The organism is Polaromonas sp. P1_F6 (genome assembly GCF_056405695.1).
This window is the reverse complement of sequence record NZ_JBFUBQ010000001.1, coordinates 276,343-294,808: the sequence shown is the minus strand read 5'-3', so window position 1 is coordinate 294,808 and position 18,466 is coordinate 276,343. Positions and strand designations below refer to the sequence as shown.

16 protein-coding genes are annotated in these 18,466 nt (G+C 60.6%); 10 read left to right on the top strand and 6 right to left on the bottom strand.

All coding sequences use genetic code 11. The features are described 5' to 3' along the window. Positions 1-71 precede the first annotated feature (71 nt). From pheA to AC1DY9_RS01330, 10 genes are all read left to right on the top strand, one after another. Positions 72-1,154 (top strand): prephenate dehydratase, encoded by a 1,083-nt coding sequence (gene pheA, locus AC1DY9_RS01375; RefSeq protein ID WP_477665620.1) that lies wholly within the window; start codon positions 72-74, stop codon positions 1,152-1,154. 33 nt (positions 1,155-1,187) lie between these two features. Further along, a complete protein-coding gene (locus AC1DY9_RS01370; protein ID WP_457280056.1) occupies positions 1,188-2,066 on the top strand; it encodes a prephenate dehydrogenase in 879 nt (292 codons plus the stop codon). Between the two features lie 11 nt (positions 2,067-2,077). Beyond that, positions 2,078-4,066, top strand: coding sequence for a bifunctional 3-phosphoshikimate 1-carboxyvinyltransferase/cytidylate kinase (locus tag AC1DY9_RS01365; RefSeq protein ID WP_457280055.1), 1,989 nt, complete (start codon positions 2,078-2,080; stop codon positions 4,064-4,066). Between the two features lie 150 nt (positions 4,067-4,216). Continuing rightward, entirely contained in the window at positions 4,217-5,902 is a 1,686-nt protein-coding gene (gene rpsA, locus AC1DY9_RS01360; RefSeq protein ID WP_457280054.1) for a 30S ribosomal protein S1, read from the top strand. A 63-nt stretch (positions 5,903-5,965) separates the two neighbouring features. Then, positions 5,966-6,280, top strand: a complete 315-nt coding sequence (locus AC1DY9_RS01355; protein WP_348043247.1) for an integration host factor subunit beta — start codon at positions 5,966-5,968, stop codon at positions 6,278-6,280. Between the two features lie 63 nt (positions 6,281-6,343). Beyond that, on the top strand, positions 6,344-6,628 hold the full coding sequence (locus AC1DY9_RS01350) for a LapA family protein (RefSeq protein WP_457280053.1): 285 nt from the start codon (positions 6,344-6,346) through the stop codon (positions 6,626-6,628). Then, positions 6,618-7,763: a lipopolysaccharide assembly protein LapB gene (lapB, locus tag AC1DY9_RS01345; RefSeq protein WP_477665619.1), complete on the top strand. Its 1,146-nt coding sequence runs from the start codon at positions 6,618-6,620 to the stop codon at positions 7,761-7,763. Before AC1DY9_RS01350 ends, lapB begins: the two co-directional genes overlap by 11 nt. Positions 7,764-7,864: 101 nt before the next feature. Then, positions 7,865-8,812, top strand: coding sequence for a D-glycero-beta-D-manno-heptose-7-phosphate kinase (rfaE1, locus tag AC1DY9_RS01340; RefSeq protein WP_477665618.1), 948 nt, complete (start codon positions 7,865-7,867; stop codon positions 8,810-8,812). A 27-nt stretch (positions 8,813-8,839) separates the two neighbouring features. Next, the gene (gene rfaD, locus AC1DY9_RS01335; protein WP_457280050.1) at positions 8,840-9,844 is read left to right on the top strand and encodes an ADP-glyceromanno-heptose 6-epimerase; all 1,005 of its coding nucleotides are present in this window, start codon (positions 8,840-8,842) and stop codon (positions 9,842-9,844) included. A 129-nt stretch (positions 9,845-9,973) separates the two neighbouring features. Next, positions 9,974-10,534: a ComEA family DNA-binding protein gene (locus AC1DY9_RS01330; RefSeq protein ID WP_477665617.1), complete on the top strand. Its 561-nt coding sequence runs from the start codon at positions 9,974-9,976 to the stop codon at positions 10,532-10,534. 117 nt (positions 10,535-10,651) lie between these two features. Here AC1DY9_RS01330 and AC1DY9_RS01325 read toward each other — a convergent pair whose 3' ends face one another. The 6 genes from AC1DY9_RS01325 to AC1DY9_RS01300 all read right to left on the bottom strand — a co-directional run bounded on the left by AC1DY9_RS01325 (position 10,652) and on the right by AC1DY9_RS01300 (position 18,465). Next, a complete protein-coding gene (locus tag AC1DY9_RS01325; protein ID WP_477665616.1) occupies positions 10,652-11,197 on the bottom strand; it encodes a DinB family protein in 546 nt (181 codons plus the stop codon). 410 nt (positions 11,198-11,607) lie between these two features. Continuing rightward, complete coding sequence (locus tag AC1DY9_RS01320) at positions 11,608-15,240, bottom strand: hydantoinase B/oxoprolinase family protein (protein WP_477665615.1); 3,633 nt, start codon at positions 15,238-15,240, stop codon at positions 11,608-11,610. A 68-nt stretch (positions 15,241-15,308) separates the two neighbouring features. Next, positions 15,309-15,911, bottom strand: a complete 603-nt coding sequence (locus AC1DY9_RS01315; protein WP_457280046.1) for a nuclear transport factor 2 family protein — start codon at positions 15,909-15,911, stop codon at positions 15,309-15,311. An 18-nt stretch (positions 15,912-15,929) separates the two neighbouring features. Beyond that, entirely contained in the window at positions 15,930-16,892 is a 963-nt protein-coding gene (locus AC1DY9_RS01310) for a TRAP transporter substrate-binding protein (RefSeq protein ID WP_457280045.1), read from the bottom strand. Positions 16,893-16,941: 49 nt separating this feature from the next. Continuing rightward, entirely contained in the window at positions 16,942-17,709 is a 768-nt protein-coding gene (locus tag AC1DY9_RS01305; RefSeq protein WP_457280044.1) for a putative hydro-lyase, read from the bottom strand. A gap of 51 nt (positions 17,710-17,760) precedes the next feature. After that, positions 17,761-18,465, bottom strand: a complete 705-nt coding sequence (locus AC1DY9_RS01300) for an ABC transporter ATP-binding protein (RefSeq protein WP_477665614.1) — start codon at positions 18,463-18,465, stop codon at positions 17,761-17,763. Position 18,466 lies beyond the last annotated feature (1 nt).

Sequence of the window (18,466 nt, the reverse complement as noted above, 5' to 3'; positions counted from 1 at the left end):
TTTCGCCCTCATTATGGTTCGCCTTTCCGGCAGGTCTGCAGCGCCCGCCGCATGGCCGGGTGGTCTCTGACATGACCACCCATCTTGCAGATTTACGCGTACAGATTGATGCACTGGACCGAGAACTGCTCGCCCTGCTGAATCGCCGCGCCCAAGTCGCGGAGCAGGTCGGCGAAGTCAAGAAGCGCGAGGGTACGCCCTTCTTCCGCCCGGACCGCGTCGCCCAGGTTATTGAGCAGATCCAGCAAGCCAATCAAGGGCCGCTCAAAAACGAACATGTTGCTGCCGTATGGCGTGAAATCATGTCGGCTTGCCTGGCACTGGAATCTCCGGTGCGTGTGGCATACCTCGGTCCCGCCGGCACTTTCAGCGAGCAGGCAGCGCTGCAGTTTTTTGGCGCCAGCATCGAGCATGTTCCCTGTGTCAGCATCGACGAGGTTTTTCGTGCAACGGCTGCCGGCAGCGCCAGCTACGGGGTTGTGCCGGTCGAAAACTCGACCGAGGGCGTCGTGTCCCGATCTCTCGACCTGTTCCTGAACTCTCCCCTGCACATCGTTGGCGAGATCAGCCTGATGGTGCGCCACAACCTCCTGCGGCTTTCCGAGTCCCTGGAAGGTATCGAAGCCGTGTATGCACACCCCCAGGCCCTGGCCCAATGCCAGGGCTGGTTGACCACGCACCTGCCCAATGTGGAGCGCCGGGCAGCCTCCAGCAATGCGGAAGGTGCACGCCTTGCCTCCACCAACCCTGCATGGGCCGGCATTGCCAGTGATCGGGCCGCCACCCAGTTTGGCCTGTATACGGCCGCCCACGCCATTCAGGACGACGCGTTTAACCGCACGCGCTTTGCCGTAGTGTGCCTGCCGCAAACACTACCCTCCCCGCCCCTCTCCGGCAAAGACTGTGTCAGCCTGGTGGTCTCCGTACCCAACCGCCCCGGCGCCGTCCATGACATCCTGATGCCGTTGAAATCTCACGGCGTCTCCATGACCCGCTTTGAATCGCGCCCGGCACGCTCCGGCCAGTGGGAATATTATTTTTATATCGATTTGCAAGGCCATCCGTCGCAGGACCACGTCAAGGCGGCACTGGCTGACCTGCAACAAATGTGCGCCTTTTACAAGGTTCTCGGAACCTATCCTGTCAGCGATTAATGCACGAACTCACAAAACTCCTGGTACCACGACATGTTTGAACAATTAGGTCTCATTGGATGCGGCCTGATGGGCGGTTCTTTTGCGCTGGCTCTCAAGCGCGCCGGTCTGGTCAAACGCGTGGTGGGCTACAGCAAGTCGCCTTCGACGACCGAGCGCGCACGCCAGATGGGTGTCATTGACGTAGAGGCACCTTCCGCCCTGCTGGCGGTCTCCGGAGCTGACATTGTCCTGCTGGCGGTGCCGGTTTCTGCAACCGAAGCCACCTTCAAGGCGATCCGGCATCTTGTTGGCCCAAACACCCTGATCATGGATGTCGGCTCCACCAAGCGCGACGTGGTCGATGCCGCACGGCGGGTCCTGCAGGGTAACGTCGGCTCTTTCGTTCCCTGCCATCCCATTACCGGCAAAGAGGTGTCGGGTGTCGAACACGCCGATGTCGACCTCTACAACGGAAAGCAGGTCATCCTGACCCCCATAGAGCGGACTTTCACGGTCCAGCTGCAAAAAGCCACCGACGTATGGACCGCCATGGGCTGCCATGTCCTCAAGATGTCGCCGCAGGCACATGACGCTGCGTACGCCGCAGTCAGCCATCTGCCCCACCTGATCGCCTTTGCACTGATCAACGGCATTACCGGACAGGAGCACGGGAAGGACTACATGTCCCTGGCCGGGCCCGGCTTTCGCGACTTCACACGCATCGCTGCCAGCGATCCGAAAATGTGGCGCGACATCCTGATTGCCAACCGCGAAGAGTTGCTGGCGCAGTCCAAGATCTTTCAGCAGACCCTGCAGTCCCTCGAAGTACTCATTTCGAGCAGCAACGGCGACGGCCTGGAAGCGCTCATTGAGCAAGCCAGCGAGACGCGCGCCAACTGGCGCATCTCTTCTCAAAAATCGCATAAATAAACCTGCGATTCATGTTCGACATCGAGTTCCTGGACATTCCGCCCCTCAGTGGAGCGGGAGGCACTGTCCGCCTGCCCGGATCCAAAAGCATTTCCAATCGCGTCTTGTTGCTGGCCGCCCTGAGTCACGGGGAAACCACAGTTCACGATCTCCTGGCGTCTGACGACACCGCCGTGATGCTGACGGCGCTCAGGCTGCTTGGCTGCGAAGTAAAACAAGAGGGCAGCACCGCGATGATCACCGGCCTTGGCGGCCGCAACGTTCACACACCGGTCAAGCTGTTTCTGGGCAATGCCGGTACTGCCATGCGTCCATTGACGGCCGCTCTGGCCTTGCTGGGCGGAGAATTTGAGCTGTCGGGCGTGGCCCGTATGCACGAAAGGCCTATCGGGGACCTGGTTGATGCCCTCCGGCAGCTGGGCTGCTCCATCGACTACCTGGGAAATGAAGGTTTTCCGCCCCTGCGCCTGCGTTCCGGCCAATTGAACCTGAAAGAGCCCATCCGGGTGCGCGGAGATGTTTCCAGTCAGTTCCTGACCGCCCTGCTGATGGCTCTGCCCATTGTGGCTGTCGACGACATCTGCATTGAGGTCGTGGGGGAGCTGATTTCACGGCCTTACATTGAAATCACGCTCAAGCTGCTCGAACGTTTCGGCATTGACGTGCAGCGTAAAGGCTGGGAGCAGTTCATCATCCCCGCCGGCAGCCGCTACCAGTCGCCCGGAGAAATCCATGTTGAAGGCGACGCTTCCTCTGCTAGCTATTTCATAGCGCTTGGCGCAATAGCATCGGGCTCTGCAGGCCAAAATGGCATAGAAGTTTTGGGGGTCGGGGCCGACTCCATCCAGGGCGACATTCGTTTCGTGGAGGCCGCACGAATGATGGGCGCGCAAATCGACAGCACGCCCAATTCATTGCGCATCTCGCGCGGTGCTTGGCCGCTCAAGGCGATTGATCTGGACTGCAACCATATTCCCGATGCCGCGATGACGCTGGCCGTGATGGCGCTGTATGCCGAGGGATGCACCACCTTGCGCAACATCGCCAGCTGGCGCGTCAAGGAAACCGACCGCATCGCCGCGATGGCCTGCGAGTTGCAAAAGCTCGGCGCCACGGTGGAGGAAGGGGCGGACTATCTCAAAATTACGCCGCCCCGGCCCGGCGAATGGAAAACCGCGCCCATTCACACCTATGACGATCACCGCGTAGCCATGTGTTTTTCGCTGGCCGCTTTCAATCCGGCCCGGTTGCCCATCCGGATTCTTGACCCCAAATGTGTCGGCAAAACATTTCCGGACTACTTCGAGGCCCTGTTCACGGTGGCCAGAGCAGATGTCAACCATATTCCGGTGATTTGCGTCGATGGCCCCACTGCCTCGGGCAAGGGTACCCTGGCAGCTCTGACGGCCCAACGGCTCGGCTACCACTATCTTGACTCCGGCGCCCTGTATCGCTTGAGCGCATTTGCCGCCTTGCGTGCCGACGTTTCGCTCGACGACGGGGCGGCTGTTGCGCAAATCGCCCGCACCATGCCGGTTCGCTTTCAGGGCGACCGGATTTTCCTCGGGGCGGAAGATGTGTCAGAAGCCATCCGCTCCGAAGCTGCCGGAATGGCCGCTTCCCGGGTCTCGGCCCATCCCCAGGTTCGCGCTGCGCTGCTGACCCTGCAACACAGTTTCCGGCAGTTGCCCGGGCTGGTAGCAGACGGGCGGGACATGGGAACCGTCATTTTTCCCGATGCACCGCTCAAAATCTACCTGACGGCCAGCGCCCGGCACCGCGCTGAACGACGGCATAAGCAGTTGATTTCAAAGGGAAATTCAGCTATAATCAGCGAGATTCAGCAAGATTTAGAGGCACGTGACGCCCGCGATTCATCGCGAAAAGCCGCCCCTTTGAAGCCTGCTGATGACGCCCGTCCCCTGGACAATTCCTATCTGTCGATTGAAAAATCGGTTGATCAGGTGATTGACTGGTGGCAAGGCACCCGGCCCTTCTGACCCCCGACGCGCACCCTGCGCTTGGTCAGCAGGTTCATTAACGTAACCCGCAGCCTTATTCAACGTCTGGCCGCAAGCAACCGCCGCAAGCAGCTATAAAAACAATAGCAATTCCGCTATTGGAACCCTGTTGTGTGGATGAGGAAAATCATGTCTGAATCTTTTGCCGATCTATTTAACGAATCGCTCCAGCGCTCTGAAATGCGCACCGGTGAAGTCATCACCGCTGAAGTCGTTCGCATCGACCACAACCACGTCGTCGTCAACGCCGGACTGAAGTCCGAGGCCTATGTGCCGCTCGAAGAATTCAAAAACGACCAGGGCGAACTCGAAGTCCAGGTCGGCGACTTTGTCTCCGTGGCCATCGACTCCGTCGAAAACGGCTATGGCGACACCCTGCTGTCCCGCGACAAGGCCAAGCGCCTGGCCTCGTGGATGAGCCTGGAAAAAGCCCTGGAGTCCGGCGAATTCGTCACCGGCCAGACCAGCGGCAAGGTCAAGGGCGGTCTCACCGTCCTCGTCAACGGCATCCGCGCCTTCCTGCCCGGCTCGCTCATCGACACCCGCCCCATCAAGGACTTGTCTCCGTACGAGAACAAGACCATGGAATTCAAGGTCATCAAGCTGGACCGCAAGCGCAACAACGTCGTGTTGTCACGCCGTGCCGTGGTCGAAGCCAGCATGGGCGAAGAACGCGCCAAGCTGATGGAAACCCTGAAGGAAGGCTCCTCCGTCAAGGGCGTCGTCAAGAACATCACCGAATACGGCGCGTTCGTTGACCTGGGCGGCATTGACGGCCTGCTGCACATCACCGACATGGCATGGCGCCGCGTGCGTCACCCAAGCGAAGTGGTGACGGCTGGCCAGGAAATTGTGGCCAAGATCCTGAAGTTCGACACCGAAAAGAACCGTGTCTCGCTGGGTCTGAAACAGATGGGCGACGACCCATGGATGGGCGTGAACCGCCGCTATCCACAAGGCACGCGCCTGTTCGGCAAGATCACCAACATCGCCGACTACGGTGCATTTGTTGAACTCGAGCCAGGTATCGAAGGCCTGGTCCACGTGTCCGAAATGGACTGGACCAACAAGAATGTGGCACCGAGCAAGCTCGTGGCGCTGGGCGACGAAGTCGAAGTCATGGTCCTCGAGATCGACGAAGACAAGCGCCGGATCAGCCTGGGCATGAAGCAGTGCAAGGCCAACCCATGGCAAGAGTTCGCACAGGAAACCAAGCGCGGCGACCGCGTCAAGGGCCCCATCAAGTCGATCACCGACTTCGGCGTCTTTGTGGGCCTGGCTGCCGGCATCGACGGCCTCGTGCACCTGTCCGACCTCTCGTGGAACGAACCCGGCGAAGCCGCCGTTCGCAACTACAAAAAGGGCCAGGAAGTCGAAGCGATCGTTCTGGCAGTCGACGTCGACCGCGAGCGCATCTCCCTGGGTATCAAGCAGCTGGATTCCGATCCGTTCACCACGTTCGTGTCGATCAACGACAAGGGCGCGATTGTGACCGGCAAGGTCAAGACTGTTGATGCCAAGGGCGCTGAAATCGATCTCGGCGAAGACATCATCGGCTACCTCCGCGCCAGCGAAATCAGCCGTGACCGCGTCGAAGATGCGCGCAACGTGCTGAAAGAAGGCGACGAAGTGTCCGCAGTCGTGGTGAATGTGGATCGCAAGACCCGCAACATCCAGCTGTCGGTCAAAGCCAAGGACAACGCTGACCAGCAAGAAGCCATGGCAACCCTGAGCCAGCAGTCTTCGCGTGAAAGCGCTGGCCTGACCAACCTTGGCGCCCTGTTGCGCGCCAAGCTGGACAACAACGAAAAGTAAGGCGACCGTGCAGCGGTGTGATGCGCCCCTGGCGGATTGCATCGCTGTACAGCTACTTTATCCATGACCCGAAGCGATCTTGTCGAAGAACTGGCAGCCCGATTCAGCCAGCTGACGCACCGCGACGCCGAATATGCCGTCAAGACGATTCTTGATGCCATGAGCGACGCCCTGGTGCGCGGCCACCGCATTGAAATCAGGGGATTTGGCAGTTTTTCCATCAACCGCCGCCCGCCTCGCATGGGCCGCAATCCGCGTTCCGGTGAAAGCGTGGCCATCCCTGAAAAACGGGTGCCCCATTTCAAGCCGGGCAAGGCGTTGCGGGAAGCAGTGGATGCCCGTACCCAGGAGCTCCTGGCGGTCACGGATCCGAAGTAAGGTCTTGCTGTTTTCCCCCGGTGGTCTGGCTACAATCGCGAGACCACCACGGGGGACGACCAAGTGAAATACCTCATGTGGCTGCTCAAGGCAGCCATTTTTTTTACGCTGTTTGCTTTTGCACTGAATAACCAGCAAACGGTTTCGGTGAATTTTTTCTTTGGCACGATGTGGCGAGCACCTCTGGTGCTGGTTGTCCTGAGTGTCTTCGCCTGCGGGCTGGCGCTCGGTATTCTTGTCATGATGCCGCGCTGGTGGAAAAAGCGCAGATCGGCGAAATATGCCTCCTCCACCATGGGCCCCCATACCGTGACCGAAGACCCCTCCACCCTCCACCATGGAATTTGATTTCACCTGGGTCCTGCTCGGGTTTCCGATCGCCTTTACCTTAGGCTGGCTGGCTTCGCGACTGGATTTGCGGCAACTGCGCATCGAAAACCGCCAGGCGCCCAAAGCCTACTTCAAAGGCCTGAATTTTCTGCTCAATGAGCAGCAGGACCAGGCCATTGACGCCTTTATCGAAGCCGTACAGAACGACCCCGACACGTCCGAGCTTCACTTCGCCCTGGGTAACCTGTTCCGCCGCCGCGGCGAATACGAGCGCGCCGTGCGGGTGCACGAACACCTGATGTCGCGCGGCGACCTGACGCAACCGGAGCGCGACCGCGCCCAGCATGCACTGGCCCTGGATTTCCTCAAAGCCGGCCTGCTCGACCGTGCCGAAATCGCGCTGCGCAAACTGGAGGGAACGCCGTTCGAGGAAGAGGCCCGGCTTGCGTTGCTGTCCATTTATGAACGCTCGCGGGATTGGCCTAACGCAACCGAAATCGCCGCCAGGCTGGGTACCTCCAGCCATGGCAGCTTCAGTGCCCGGCAGGCGCATTACCTTTGCGAGCAGGCCATTGCGTCCGCAGCGGCAGGCGACACAAGCCAGGCCCTGGAGACATTGCAGCAGGCTGTCGCCATGGCCCCGGTGTCGGCCCGCCCACTGATTGACCTGGCCAAACTGCAGCACCAGCTCGGCAAGTCCCAGGATGCCTTGCGCACATTGCAGAAGCTGGAAGACCTGGCACCGCAAGGCCTGCCACTTGCCGCCGGCCTGCTTGCCAATATCGCCCAGGCAAGCGGCCAGGAAGCCGCCGCACTGGAGTTGCTGAAGACCAGTTACGCCAACACGCCGTCCATTGACGTGGTTGAAGCCATCGTCAAACTGGAAAAAGACCCTGCGTCGGCACGCCAGTGGTATGCCAGGCATATGGAACGCCAGGCGTCCCTGGTGGCCGCCGGCAAGTGGATAGAAGGGGAACAACTCCAGGATGCGCATCATCACGCACTGGTGCAGCGCTCGCTGGGTCAGGCAACCAAGCCGTTGATGCGCTATCGTTGTGCCGCGTGCGGCTTTGAAGCCACGCAGCACTTCTGGCACTGCCCTGGCTGCCAGGCCTGGGACAGCTACCCGACCCGCCGAATAGAAGAATTATGAACACCCCCGTGGAGGCTTCGCCTCCTCCCCCCTTGCAGGGGGCAACAGCTGTGGCCCGGCGAAGCCGGTTCCACGCTGTTCTGGTTTGAATACAGACAGACATGACCACTACTCTCACACTATCCGCTGAACGAATCGCCAAAGCCCGTGTCCTCGTGGTGGGCGATGCCATGCTCGACCGGTACTGGTACGGCGCGGTAGACCGCATCTCGCCTGAGGCCCCGGTGCCCGTGGTACGTGTCACGCGCACCGAGGAACGCATAGGCGCCGCGGCCAACGTGGCCTACAACATCGTCACGCTGGGCGCGCAAGCCTCGCTGCTGACCGTGGTGGGCGATGATGAGGCCAGCCACCAATTGGAGGCGCTGGTCGAAAAAACCGGCATCGCCCCTTACTTCGGCCGCGATGCACGGCTCAAAACAACGGTCAAGCTGCGCGTCATTGGCCGCCAGCAGCAGCTGATCCGGCTCGACTTCGAGAACACGCCGGAAAACGAGGTGCTCGCCTCCCAGTCCGCCACCTTTGAAAAACTGCACACGCAGCACGACGCCGTGCTTTTTTCCGACTACGGCAAGGGTGGCCTCGCGCATATCGTGCTGATGATCGCCCAGGCGCGCGCTGCCGGCAAGGTGGTGCTGGTCGACCCCAAGGGGGCGGACTACGCACGCTACAAAAACGCCAGCATCATTACGCCGAATCGCGCCGAGCTCGAGCACGTGATCGGCACCTGGAGCGACGAAGCCGAGCTGCGCACCAAAGCCCACAACCTGCGCACCGCACTCAATCTTGATGCCCTGCTGCTGACACGTAGCGAAGAAGGCATGACCCTGTTTGACGCCCAGGGTGAGCTGAATGTACCGGCCGTGGCACGTGAGGTGTTCGACGTCACCGGCGCCGGCGATACGGTGATCGCCACACTGGCTGCCATGGCGGCCACGGGCATGAGCCTTCGTGATGCGGTGCCCATCGCCAACCGTGCCGGCGGCATTGTGGTCGGCAAGTTCGGTACCGCAACGGTCAGTTACGACGAACTGTTTGCCGCGCATTAAATTGCGCCTCAGGTTAAAGGAATCATCATGAAAGTAGTAGTCACGGGTGCTGCGGGTTTTATCGGCAGCAATATCATCAAGGGCCTCAATGCCCGCGGCATCGACGACATCATCGCGGTCGACGACCTGACCGAAGGCGACAAATTTCGCAACCTGGCCGGCCTGCAGATCGCCGACTACGTGGATGCCGACGACTTCTACGACCTCTTTGCCGAAGGCGCTTATGGTCAGGTCGAGACAGTGTTCCACGAAGGCGCCTGCAGCGACACGATGGAGCCCGATGGCAAGTACATGATGGACAACAACTACACGCTTTCGTGCGAGTTGTTTCATGCCTGCCAGGACCAGGGAACACGCCTGCTGTATGCCTCGTCGGCCGCCACCTACGGCGGATCCGACACGTTCAGGGAATCGCCCGAATTCGAACGACCACTCAACGTCTACGGCTACTCCAAGCTGCTCTTTGACCAGCGCCTGCGGCGTGAACTCGGCAACCGGTTTGAAGGCGCAGCCACCCAGGTTGCGGGCTTTCGCTACTTCAATGTCTACGGCCCCCACGAACAGCACAAGGGCCGTATGGCCAGCGTGGCCTTTCACCAGTTCAACCAGTTCCAGGCCGAAGGCAAGGTCAAGCTGTTTGGCGAATACGGCGGCTACGGCGCCGGCGGCCAGATGCGCGACTTCGTCTTCATCGACGATGTGGTGGCCGTGAACCTCTGGTTTTTTGACCATCCAGAACAATCCGGCATTTTCAATCTTGGCACCGGAAAGGCCCAGCCCTTCAACGATGTCGCGCTCGCCGTCGTGAACACCTTGCGCAAAGGGCAGGATGCTGCGGCGCTGAGCCTGGAAGATGCCGTGCGCGGCGGGCTCATCGACTACATCACCTTCCCGCCAGCCTTGGTGGGTAAATATCAAAGCTACACGCAGGCCGACCTCGGCGCCCTGCGTGCCGCTGGGTGTGACCATGTGTTTGCTGATGTGAAAGCGGGTGTAACTGCTTACATGCAGTGGCTGGGCAAGAATCGCTGAGGCTTGGGGTTCCCCAACCCAATCGCATCAGGCAGGTCAACCCCGTGTGAAACCGGGCCGTTATAAACACAGCATTCTTATTCACAGGATGCATAACGCGCTTCGCCACTCACCACTGAGGAGATTTCCATGTTCAAGAAAGTACTGGCGTTTTTCGCCGCCATGTCTCTCGTTGCAGCCTTTGCTGCGGTCGACGTCAACAAAGCCACAGAGGCCGAACTCGACGGCATCAAACACATCGGCCCCGTCACCTCCAAGCTGATCATCTCCGAGCGCAAGAAAAGCGAGTTCAAAAACTGGGATGACTTCATCACCCGCGTCAAAGGCGTGGGAGAAAAACGCGCAGCCGAGTTCTCCGCCGCAGGGCTGACCGTTGGCGGTGCCGCCTATACCGGCCCGGCCGCCRCAGATGCGAAGGCAAAAACCAAGGCCGAAGCCAAAGCGGACGCCAAAACCAGCAAGAAGGCCGACAAGCCGGTCACCGAAAAGGCCAAAGACGCAGCCATCGCCACCAAGGATGCAGTCAAGGGTGCGGCTATCGCGACCAAAGACGCCGTGGTGGAATCGGCCAAAGATGCCAAAGAGGCGGTAACGTCCAAAAAAGACGCCAAGAAGGACACCAAAAAAGAAACCAAAACCGAAGTCAAGGTTGAAGCGGCCAAGCCTGCTGCAAGCGCTGCCAAGAAGTAATTGGCCCGCATCCATAAAAAAACCCGCCTGGAGCGGGTTTTTTATTGCCAACTTTTGCCTCCAGCCCTTTAGGGGCGAGCGCAAGCAGCTATCTATTTCATAGCACCTTAAAGACCTCTACACCAGCGCAATCAGGTCCGTCACGCCCACCGCTGCCCCAGCCTGCGTGACCAGTGTCGTCACTTGCCCTCTATGGTGTGTCTGGTGATTGAAAAAATGCGTGAGGGCCTTCCAGACCACGTGCTCGCGCTGCACCCCTTTCGAGTTGGCGTACCGCATGGTCATGGCCGGGTAAGCCTCAGGCATGTCGGCAGCCCACTGCTCGATGGCGCCATCGAGCTGCTGCCGTTTGGCTTTCAGTCCGGCCCAGTCTTCGTAGAGCACCATGTCCAGCGTGTAGGCCTGCGGCATGTCCAGCACTTCAGCGCCCAGCGACGTGAAATGGATTCCGTTCTCATTACCGCACTGCGCAAAGCGCCTGAGCCAGACCTGGTCGGCCAGGACAAGATGGCCCAGCGTGTGATGGATCGAGCCGAAAAAGGCACCACGGTCACGCTTGCGCTCCTCATCTGACAGGGTTTCACACGCGCCATACAGCCGTTCATTGATCCAGCGGTTGTACTGGGCCAGAAGTCGGTAGTTGTCGGAAAATGCACCGGTCATACATGCTCCTGAATTGATAGCTTCCCGCGCTCGTGCTGATTGGCCCAGGGCCGGATTTCATATGAAATTACGGCATTCCGCACCCCTAAAAGCCTGCCTGCCCCCGTCACAAGGTGCGCTGGCTCCACTGCAGATTTTCCACTGTCCTGGCGATGGCCGATCGTTGCCGTGCAAAAAAAGATAGTGCTAAACGGGAGGGAGGTCCGGTTTACGGCGCGTCCGCGATGCACAGCGTCGAGCCGTTTGCAGGTACTAAAGCCAGCCCCAAGTGTTACGGGCGGCTGAGCAGATGACTTTGCGAATGACGATCAGGCGCACGCGTGAACGGGCAGGCGCTTTACCCACCCGTCACAGCTGCGCGGTCGCTCCGCTTGGGAAGCAGGCCGGCATACACCGGCCCGTGATTGGCATCAAGCTTTCCCGAAGCCACCGCCGCCCGGCGTATGGATTTCAAAAATATCACCGGGCTGCATCTCGGCCTGGCCGATATGGCCCAGTGTTTCGATCTGGCCTTGCGCCCGGACCACAACGTTTTGCCCGACCTGCCCGGCCTGGCCCCCGGCCATGCCGAAGGCGCCGTGTTTGCGCCCGTTTGACAGGATGCTGGCCGTCATGGCTTCCAGGAAGCGCACACGGCGCACCCCGCCATTGCCGCCCTGCCATCGGCCCGCACCACCAGAGCCCTGGCGAATCTCATAACTTTCCAGCCGCACCGGGAAGCGGAATTCCAGCACCTCCGGGTCGGTCAGCCGCGAATTGGTCATATGTGCCTGCACTACAGAGGTGCCGTCAAAACCCGACACCAGCTTGCCCGCATCATCCAGCTTTCCGCCGGCACCCGAACCACCCGAAATGGTTTCGTAGTACTGGTGGCGTGCATTGCCGAACGTGAAGTTGTTCATCGTGCACTGGCCGGCGGCCATTACACCCAGCGCGCCATAAAGCGCATTGGTGATGCAGGTGGAGGTTTCCACATTACCCGCCACCACCGAAGCCGGCGGGTTCGGGTTAAGCATGGAGCCCGGCGGGATGATGACCTTGAGCGGCTTCAGGCAGCCCGCGTTCAGCGGGATGTCGTCGTCAACCAGGGTGCGGAACACATACAACACTGCGGCCATGCACACCGCCGTCGGCGCGTTGAAGTTATTGGTCTGCTGCGGCGATGTGCCGGTGAAGTCGATCTCGGCGCTGCGTCCTTTGACGTCAACACGGATGGACACCTTGATTTGGGCGCCGTTGTCCAGCGGCAAGGTGAACTCGCCATTTTTGAGGCGCGTGATCACGCGGCGCACCGACTCCTCGGCGTTGTCCTGCACGTGGCGCATATAAGCCAGCACCACCTCCAGGCTGAAGGTGTCCACCATCTTGCGCAGCTCCTGCACGCCCTTTTCATTGGCGGCGATCTGCGCTTTCAGGTCGGCCATGTTCTGCTGCGGGTTACGGCTGGGGTATTTGCCGCTTTTGAGCAGCGCAATCATTTCCGCCTCGCGCAGCACACCGCGCTCTACCAGCTTGACGTTGTTGATCTGCACGCCCTCTTCTTCAATCAATGTCGAGAACGGCGGCATGGAGCCCGGCGTGGTGCCGCCGATGTCGGCATGGTGTCCGCGCGAACCGACATAAAACGTCGGCTGTGTCGCCGCACCAAGGTAGACCGGCGTAATGACGGTGATGTCGGGCAGATGCGTGCCGCCATGGTAGGGGTCGTTCAGCACATACACATCACCAGGCTGCATCTTTCCGGCGTTCTCGCGAATCACCGTCTTGATGCTTTCGCCCATGGAACCCAGGTGCACCGGCATATGCGGCGCATTGGCGATCAGGTTGCCTTCGGTGTCAAACAGTGCACAGCTGAAGTCCAGGCGCTCCTTGATGTTGACGGAGTAAGCGGTGTTCTGCAGCTGCAGGCCCATCTGCTCGGCAATGTTCATGAAGAGGTTGTTGAAGACCTCCAGCAGCACAGGGTCTACCGTGGTGCCCGCCGCAAACTTCACGGCGCGTTCGGCCCGGCGGTCCAGCACCAGGTGGTCCAGCGCCGTCAGCGCGGCTTCCCAACCCGGTTCCACGACCGTGGTGGCGTTCTTCTCGGCAATGATGGCCGGCCCCGAGATGATGTCGCCCGGCCGCAGATCTTCACGCACCACCAGCGCGGCGTCATGCCACTGGCCGCCGGAGTACATGCGCACGGTTTCGCGGCGAGGTACTTCGCGCGGCTCATGCGTGGTGTGGCGCGGCTCGGCAGGCGCGTCGCCTGCCACCACGGACTCTACCGACACGGCCTCAACCACCAGGCCCTTGCCCTGCATCAGGAAGGCAAAGCGCTGGCGGTAAGCGGCTTCGAACCCGGACTCGATCTCGTCCAGCGTACCGAAGGGCACGATGAGCGCGGAGTCACTGCCTTCATAACGCACATGCACGCGGTGATGCGTGGTGATGCTGCCGGTGCTGACCTGCTGGCGCTGCAGCTCGGCCTCTGCCGTCGCAGCGAGCGCGTTGAGCTTGTCGGCAATTTCCGGAAGCACGGCGGCCGAGAGCTTGAGCTCCACCGCCTGCTCACGAATCACATTCTGGTCGGCCAGGCCCATGCCATAAGCGCTCAGCACCCCCGCCAGCGGGTGCACAAACACCTTGGTCATGCCCAGCGCATCGGCCACCAGGCAGGCGTGCTGCCCGCCCGCACCGCCAAAGCATTGCAGCGTGTAGCGTGTCACGTCATAGCCGCGTGCCACTGAAATTTTCTTGATGGCGTTGGCCATCTGCTGGACCGCGATGTTGATGAAGCCTTCAGCCACCACCTCGGCACTGCGCCCGGTCTGCCCGGCCAGTTCGTTGAACTGGGCCTCTACCGCCTCGTAACTCAACGGCTCATCGGCATTGGGACCAAATACCTTCGGAAAGTAGCGCGGCTGCACCTTGCCGACCATCACGTTGGCATCGGTCACCGCCAGGCGGCCACCGCGCCGGTAACTGGCGGGGCCTGGGTTGGCGCCTGCGCTCTGTGGACCAACCCGGAAGCGCTCGCCGTCAAATTTGAGGATGGAGCCGCCGCCCGCCGCCACGGTGTGGATACTCATCATGGGTGCCCGCATGCGCACACCGGCGACCTGGGTTTCGAATTCGCGCTCGAACTCCCCGGCGTAATGCGACACGTCCGTCGAGGTGCCGCCCATGTCAAAGCCTATGACCTTGGCATGGCCGGCGATTGCGGCCGTGCGGGCCATGCCCACAATGCCGCCCGCCGGGCCGCTCAGGATGGCGTCCTTGCCCTGAAATACATGCGCATCGGTCAACCCACCGGAAGACTGCATGAAAAAGAGCCGTACCCCCGGCATCTCACTGGCGACCTGTTCCACATAACGTCGCAGGATGGGGGAGAGGTAGGCGTCCACCACCGTGGTGTCGCCGCGGCTCACAAACTTCATCATCGGGCTGGTTTCATGCGAGGTGCTGATCTGGGTAAAACCCACCTCGGTCGCGATGCGCTTGGCGGCCTTTTCATGCTCCGTGAACCGGTAACCATGCATAAAAACAATTGCAAGGCTTCGCAGCCCTTTCTGGTACTGCGCAAGCAGCTCCTTTTTTAATAGCACTTCGTCGAGCGCCTGAAGCACCTCGCCTTGCGCGCCCACACGCTCCTGGGCCTCCACCACCGCGCTGTAAAGCAACTCGGGCAGCACGATGTGGCGGTCAAACAGACGGGGGCGGTTCTGGTAGGCAATGCGCAGGGCATCCCGAAAGCCGCGCGTGGTCACCAGCAAGGTCGGCTCACCCTTGCGCTCCAGCAACGCATTGGTCGCCACGGTCGTTCCCATCTTCACGCAGTCCACCACGTCGGCGCGTATCGGCTCGCCCGCTTTCAGGCCCAGCAGGTGGCGGATGCCGGCTACCGCCGCATCGCGGTACTGCTCCGGATTTTCCGACAGCAGCTTGTGCGTGACCAGCGAACCATTGGGCTTCTTGGCCACGATGTCCGTGAAGGTGCCGCCGCGGTCTATCCAGAATTGCCAACGGTCGCCGCCCGGTTTTGAAGTGGTGTCTTGCATAATTTTTTTGATTTCAGAGTTAACGTGTTCTTTGCTGATCTCTATGGATCTTATTGATCTTGCTGCTGTCAGACCTGGCTTGGCACGACGCTGTGAGGCGTTGCCGGCCGGGATCTCTTGTCCGGAAAATTGGCCATCTGCGCCCTGCCAATGTACCCAAGTACCGGCGCCAGGTGCTGGATGTCCGGCGCGCCCCGCAGGGCCGTTGAAGCCGGGCACCAGGGATAGGGAAGACCGGCGACCCAATCCATGACCTCGTCAGTGTGCGAGGCCGGCAGGGTCTGCATGCTCGCGATGGTGATTGAAAGGCTTTCCGCCAGACATGAAGGCGGCGAAAAACACCAATCGTAGCGACCACACCCGACCCGCACGGCGCGGCTGTCCTTTTCCGTCATGGCAACCAGCCAGTCACAGCAAAACACCTGCGCGTCGGCCTCCGGCGGCGAGCTCAGGCAGAAGGTGTAGACATTCTCGTAGGACTGGCCAAAACGGCGCACCAGCACCTCGCCGATGGCGTCCCTTCCCCGTGACACCGGAGGAAACGAGATCGCGCCGGTGTGGACGGTGACCTGCAGCAGGGCATCGTCCGTAAAGGCTTGCGCCAGCAGGTGAGGCCGGTTGCCATCCTTGGCATGAAGGTAGGCGGCGATGGATGCAGAAGGAGTTTTCATGCGATTCGAAGCCTGTGCTTATTGCGGCATGTAGTACGGCACGAAAATATCATTGGCTTCATTGCCCACCGATCGTATCCACTCGCGCGAGAACTTCTCGCCCATGCGCTTGATCTCAGTGTCCAGTTCGGGGGGAATGCGTTCTATCTTCACGCCGTTGGCGCGCAATTCCTCGGTCGCGCTGGTCGCCAGCGCCTGGCTGGCCTGCCAGCCGCGGACTTCCGCCTCGCCTGCCGCCTTGAGCACGGCAGCGCGCGCCTCGGGCTTCAGTGCATCAAAGACCTTGCTGTTCACAAACACCGCGTTTTTGGGGAACCAGGCATTGATCTCGTAGTAATACTTGATCGGGCCCCAAACCTTGTTCTCCACGCCGGTCAGCGCCGACGTGATCATGTTGTCCATCCGGCCTTCGGCCAATGCCTTGCCCACATCGACCATGGCCACATCCACCGGCTTGGCACCCAGCATTTCGGCGATGCGCATGGTGGTCTGGTTGTAGGTGCGCATCTGGGTGCCCCGAAAATCCGTCGGGCCCCGCACCGGCTTGTTCGAATGCAGGCCTTGCGGCGGCCACGGCACTGCGTACAGGAGCTTCATGCCATGCTCGGTGAAATGCTTTTCAAGGCCTGGCCGCTGTAGTTTCCAGAGGCGTTGTGCGTCCTTGTAGGAGGCCACGACGAAGGGAATGGAGTCCGCGCCAGCCAGCGGAATTTCCTTGACCATGCTCGCCAGGATGGTCTCGCCCGCTTCGGCCTTTCCCTGCTGCACGGCCGCGCTGATGTCCGCCAGCTTGGCCAGGGTGTTGTTGGGGTACACCTGTATGACCAGCTGTCCGCGCGTGGCCAGATCCACATCGCGCCCAAATTGCAGGAGGTTCTGCGTATGGAAGGACTCTGCCCGGTAGCCCGTGGCCAGCTTCCAGGTTGTCTGGGCGTGCGCTGCCCCCGCCGTGACGAGCACGGCTATTAAAACTGCTTTCATGGGAACTCCTTGGGAGTTGAGAATTAGCCCGGCGGCGGGTGCATGGAACTCACCCTTTCAGGTCCGTCACAAACATCTTGCCCGGCGCATGGGTGATGCACATCGACAGTCGGCTCTTCTGGGCAACCCATTGCGGCGTGACGCCGCAACCCCAAAACACCGGGATTTCATCATCCTTGATGTCGACTGCATCGCCGTAATCCGGTCGCGACAGGTCGGTGATGCCGATCGCCTCCGGATTGCCGATGTGAACGGGCGCACCATGCGCAACGTCAAACCGGCCAGAAATCTCCACCACCTTTGCCACATCGCGGCTCTTGATGGGCCGCATGGTGACGACCATTTCACCGCTGAACACACCAGCGGGCTGGCACTGGAGACTGGTACGGAACATCGAGACATTGCGGCCCTGCTCGACATGCCTCAGGGGAATGCCGGCCTGGGTGACCGCGGCCTCGAAAGAAAAACTGCAGCCGATCAGGAAGGCCACATAGTCGTCCTTCCAGATCGACCGGATCTCATCGCGCTCTTCAACAAACTCGCCGTCACGGTAAACGCGATAGCCCGGAATGTCGGTCGTGATGTCCGCCCCCGGTGCACACAAAGGCTCCGTGGCGCCCGGCTTCAGAACCTCCACCAATGGGCAGGGCTTGGGATTGCGCTGGCAGAACAACAGGAAGTCAAAGGCCTGGGCCTGGGGGACGATCATGAGGTTGGCCTGGATATGGCCGTTCGCGTGTCCCGCGGTGGGCAGGGCAAACTCGCCGCAACGGCTGGCCATCCGGAGGTCGGCGGGACGATCAAAAATCTTGTTCATGGCAGGGTAAAGCTTGATTGGAAAAAATAGGGTGATACAGCGGCTTTTCCGTCAAAGGCCCAGGTAGGCCTTTTTGATCCGGTCATCATTGAGGAGCTCATGACCCTTGCCCTGCATCACGATACGGCCAGTCTGGATGACATAGCCGTAATGCGCGATGCCCAAGGCCTTTTGCAGGTTCTGTTCCACCAGCAATATCGAGACACCTGTGGCATTGACCTGCTGGATAACCTCCAGCACCTTGGTCACAAACTTGGGCGCGATGCCCCACGAAGGCTCATCCAGCATCAGCAGCTTGGGCCGGGCCATCAGCCCGCGGGCGATGGCCAGCATTTGCTGCTCGCCCCCACTCATGGTACCGGCCAGTTGTGTGGCGCGCTCCTTGAGGATGGGGAACAGCTGCAGCATCTCTTCAATGCCCCGCGCCACCTCGTGCTTGTCCGTGCGCGTAAAGGCACCGAGCTCCAGGTTGCGAAGCACTGTCAGCCGGGGAAACAGGCGCCGGCCTTCCGGCACCAGCGACAGACCTAACGGGACGCGTTTGTGCGCCGGCATGCGGTGAACCGGCTCACCGTTGAAGGTAATACTGCCCGCTGCGGCGGCATTGAGGCCTGCCACGGCGCGCAAGGTGGTGGACTTGCCGTTGCCGTTGCCGCCTACCAGCGCGACGATCTTGCCGGGCTCGACCTGGAGGCTGACGTCGGAGATGGCCAGCACGTCGTCGTAGCAGACCTTGAGGTTTTTGATTTCAAGCATC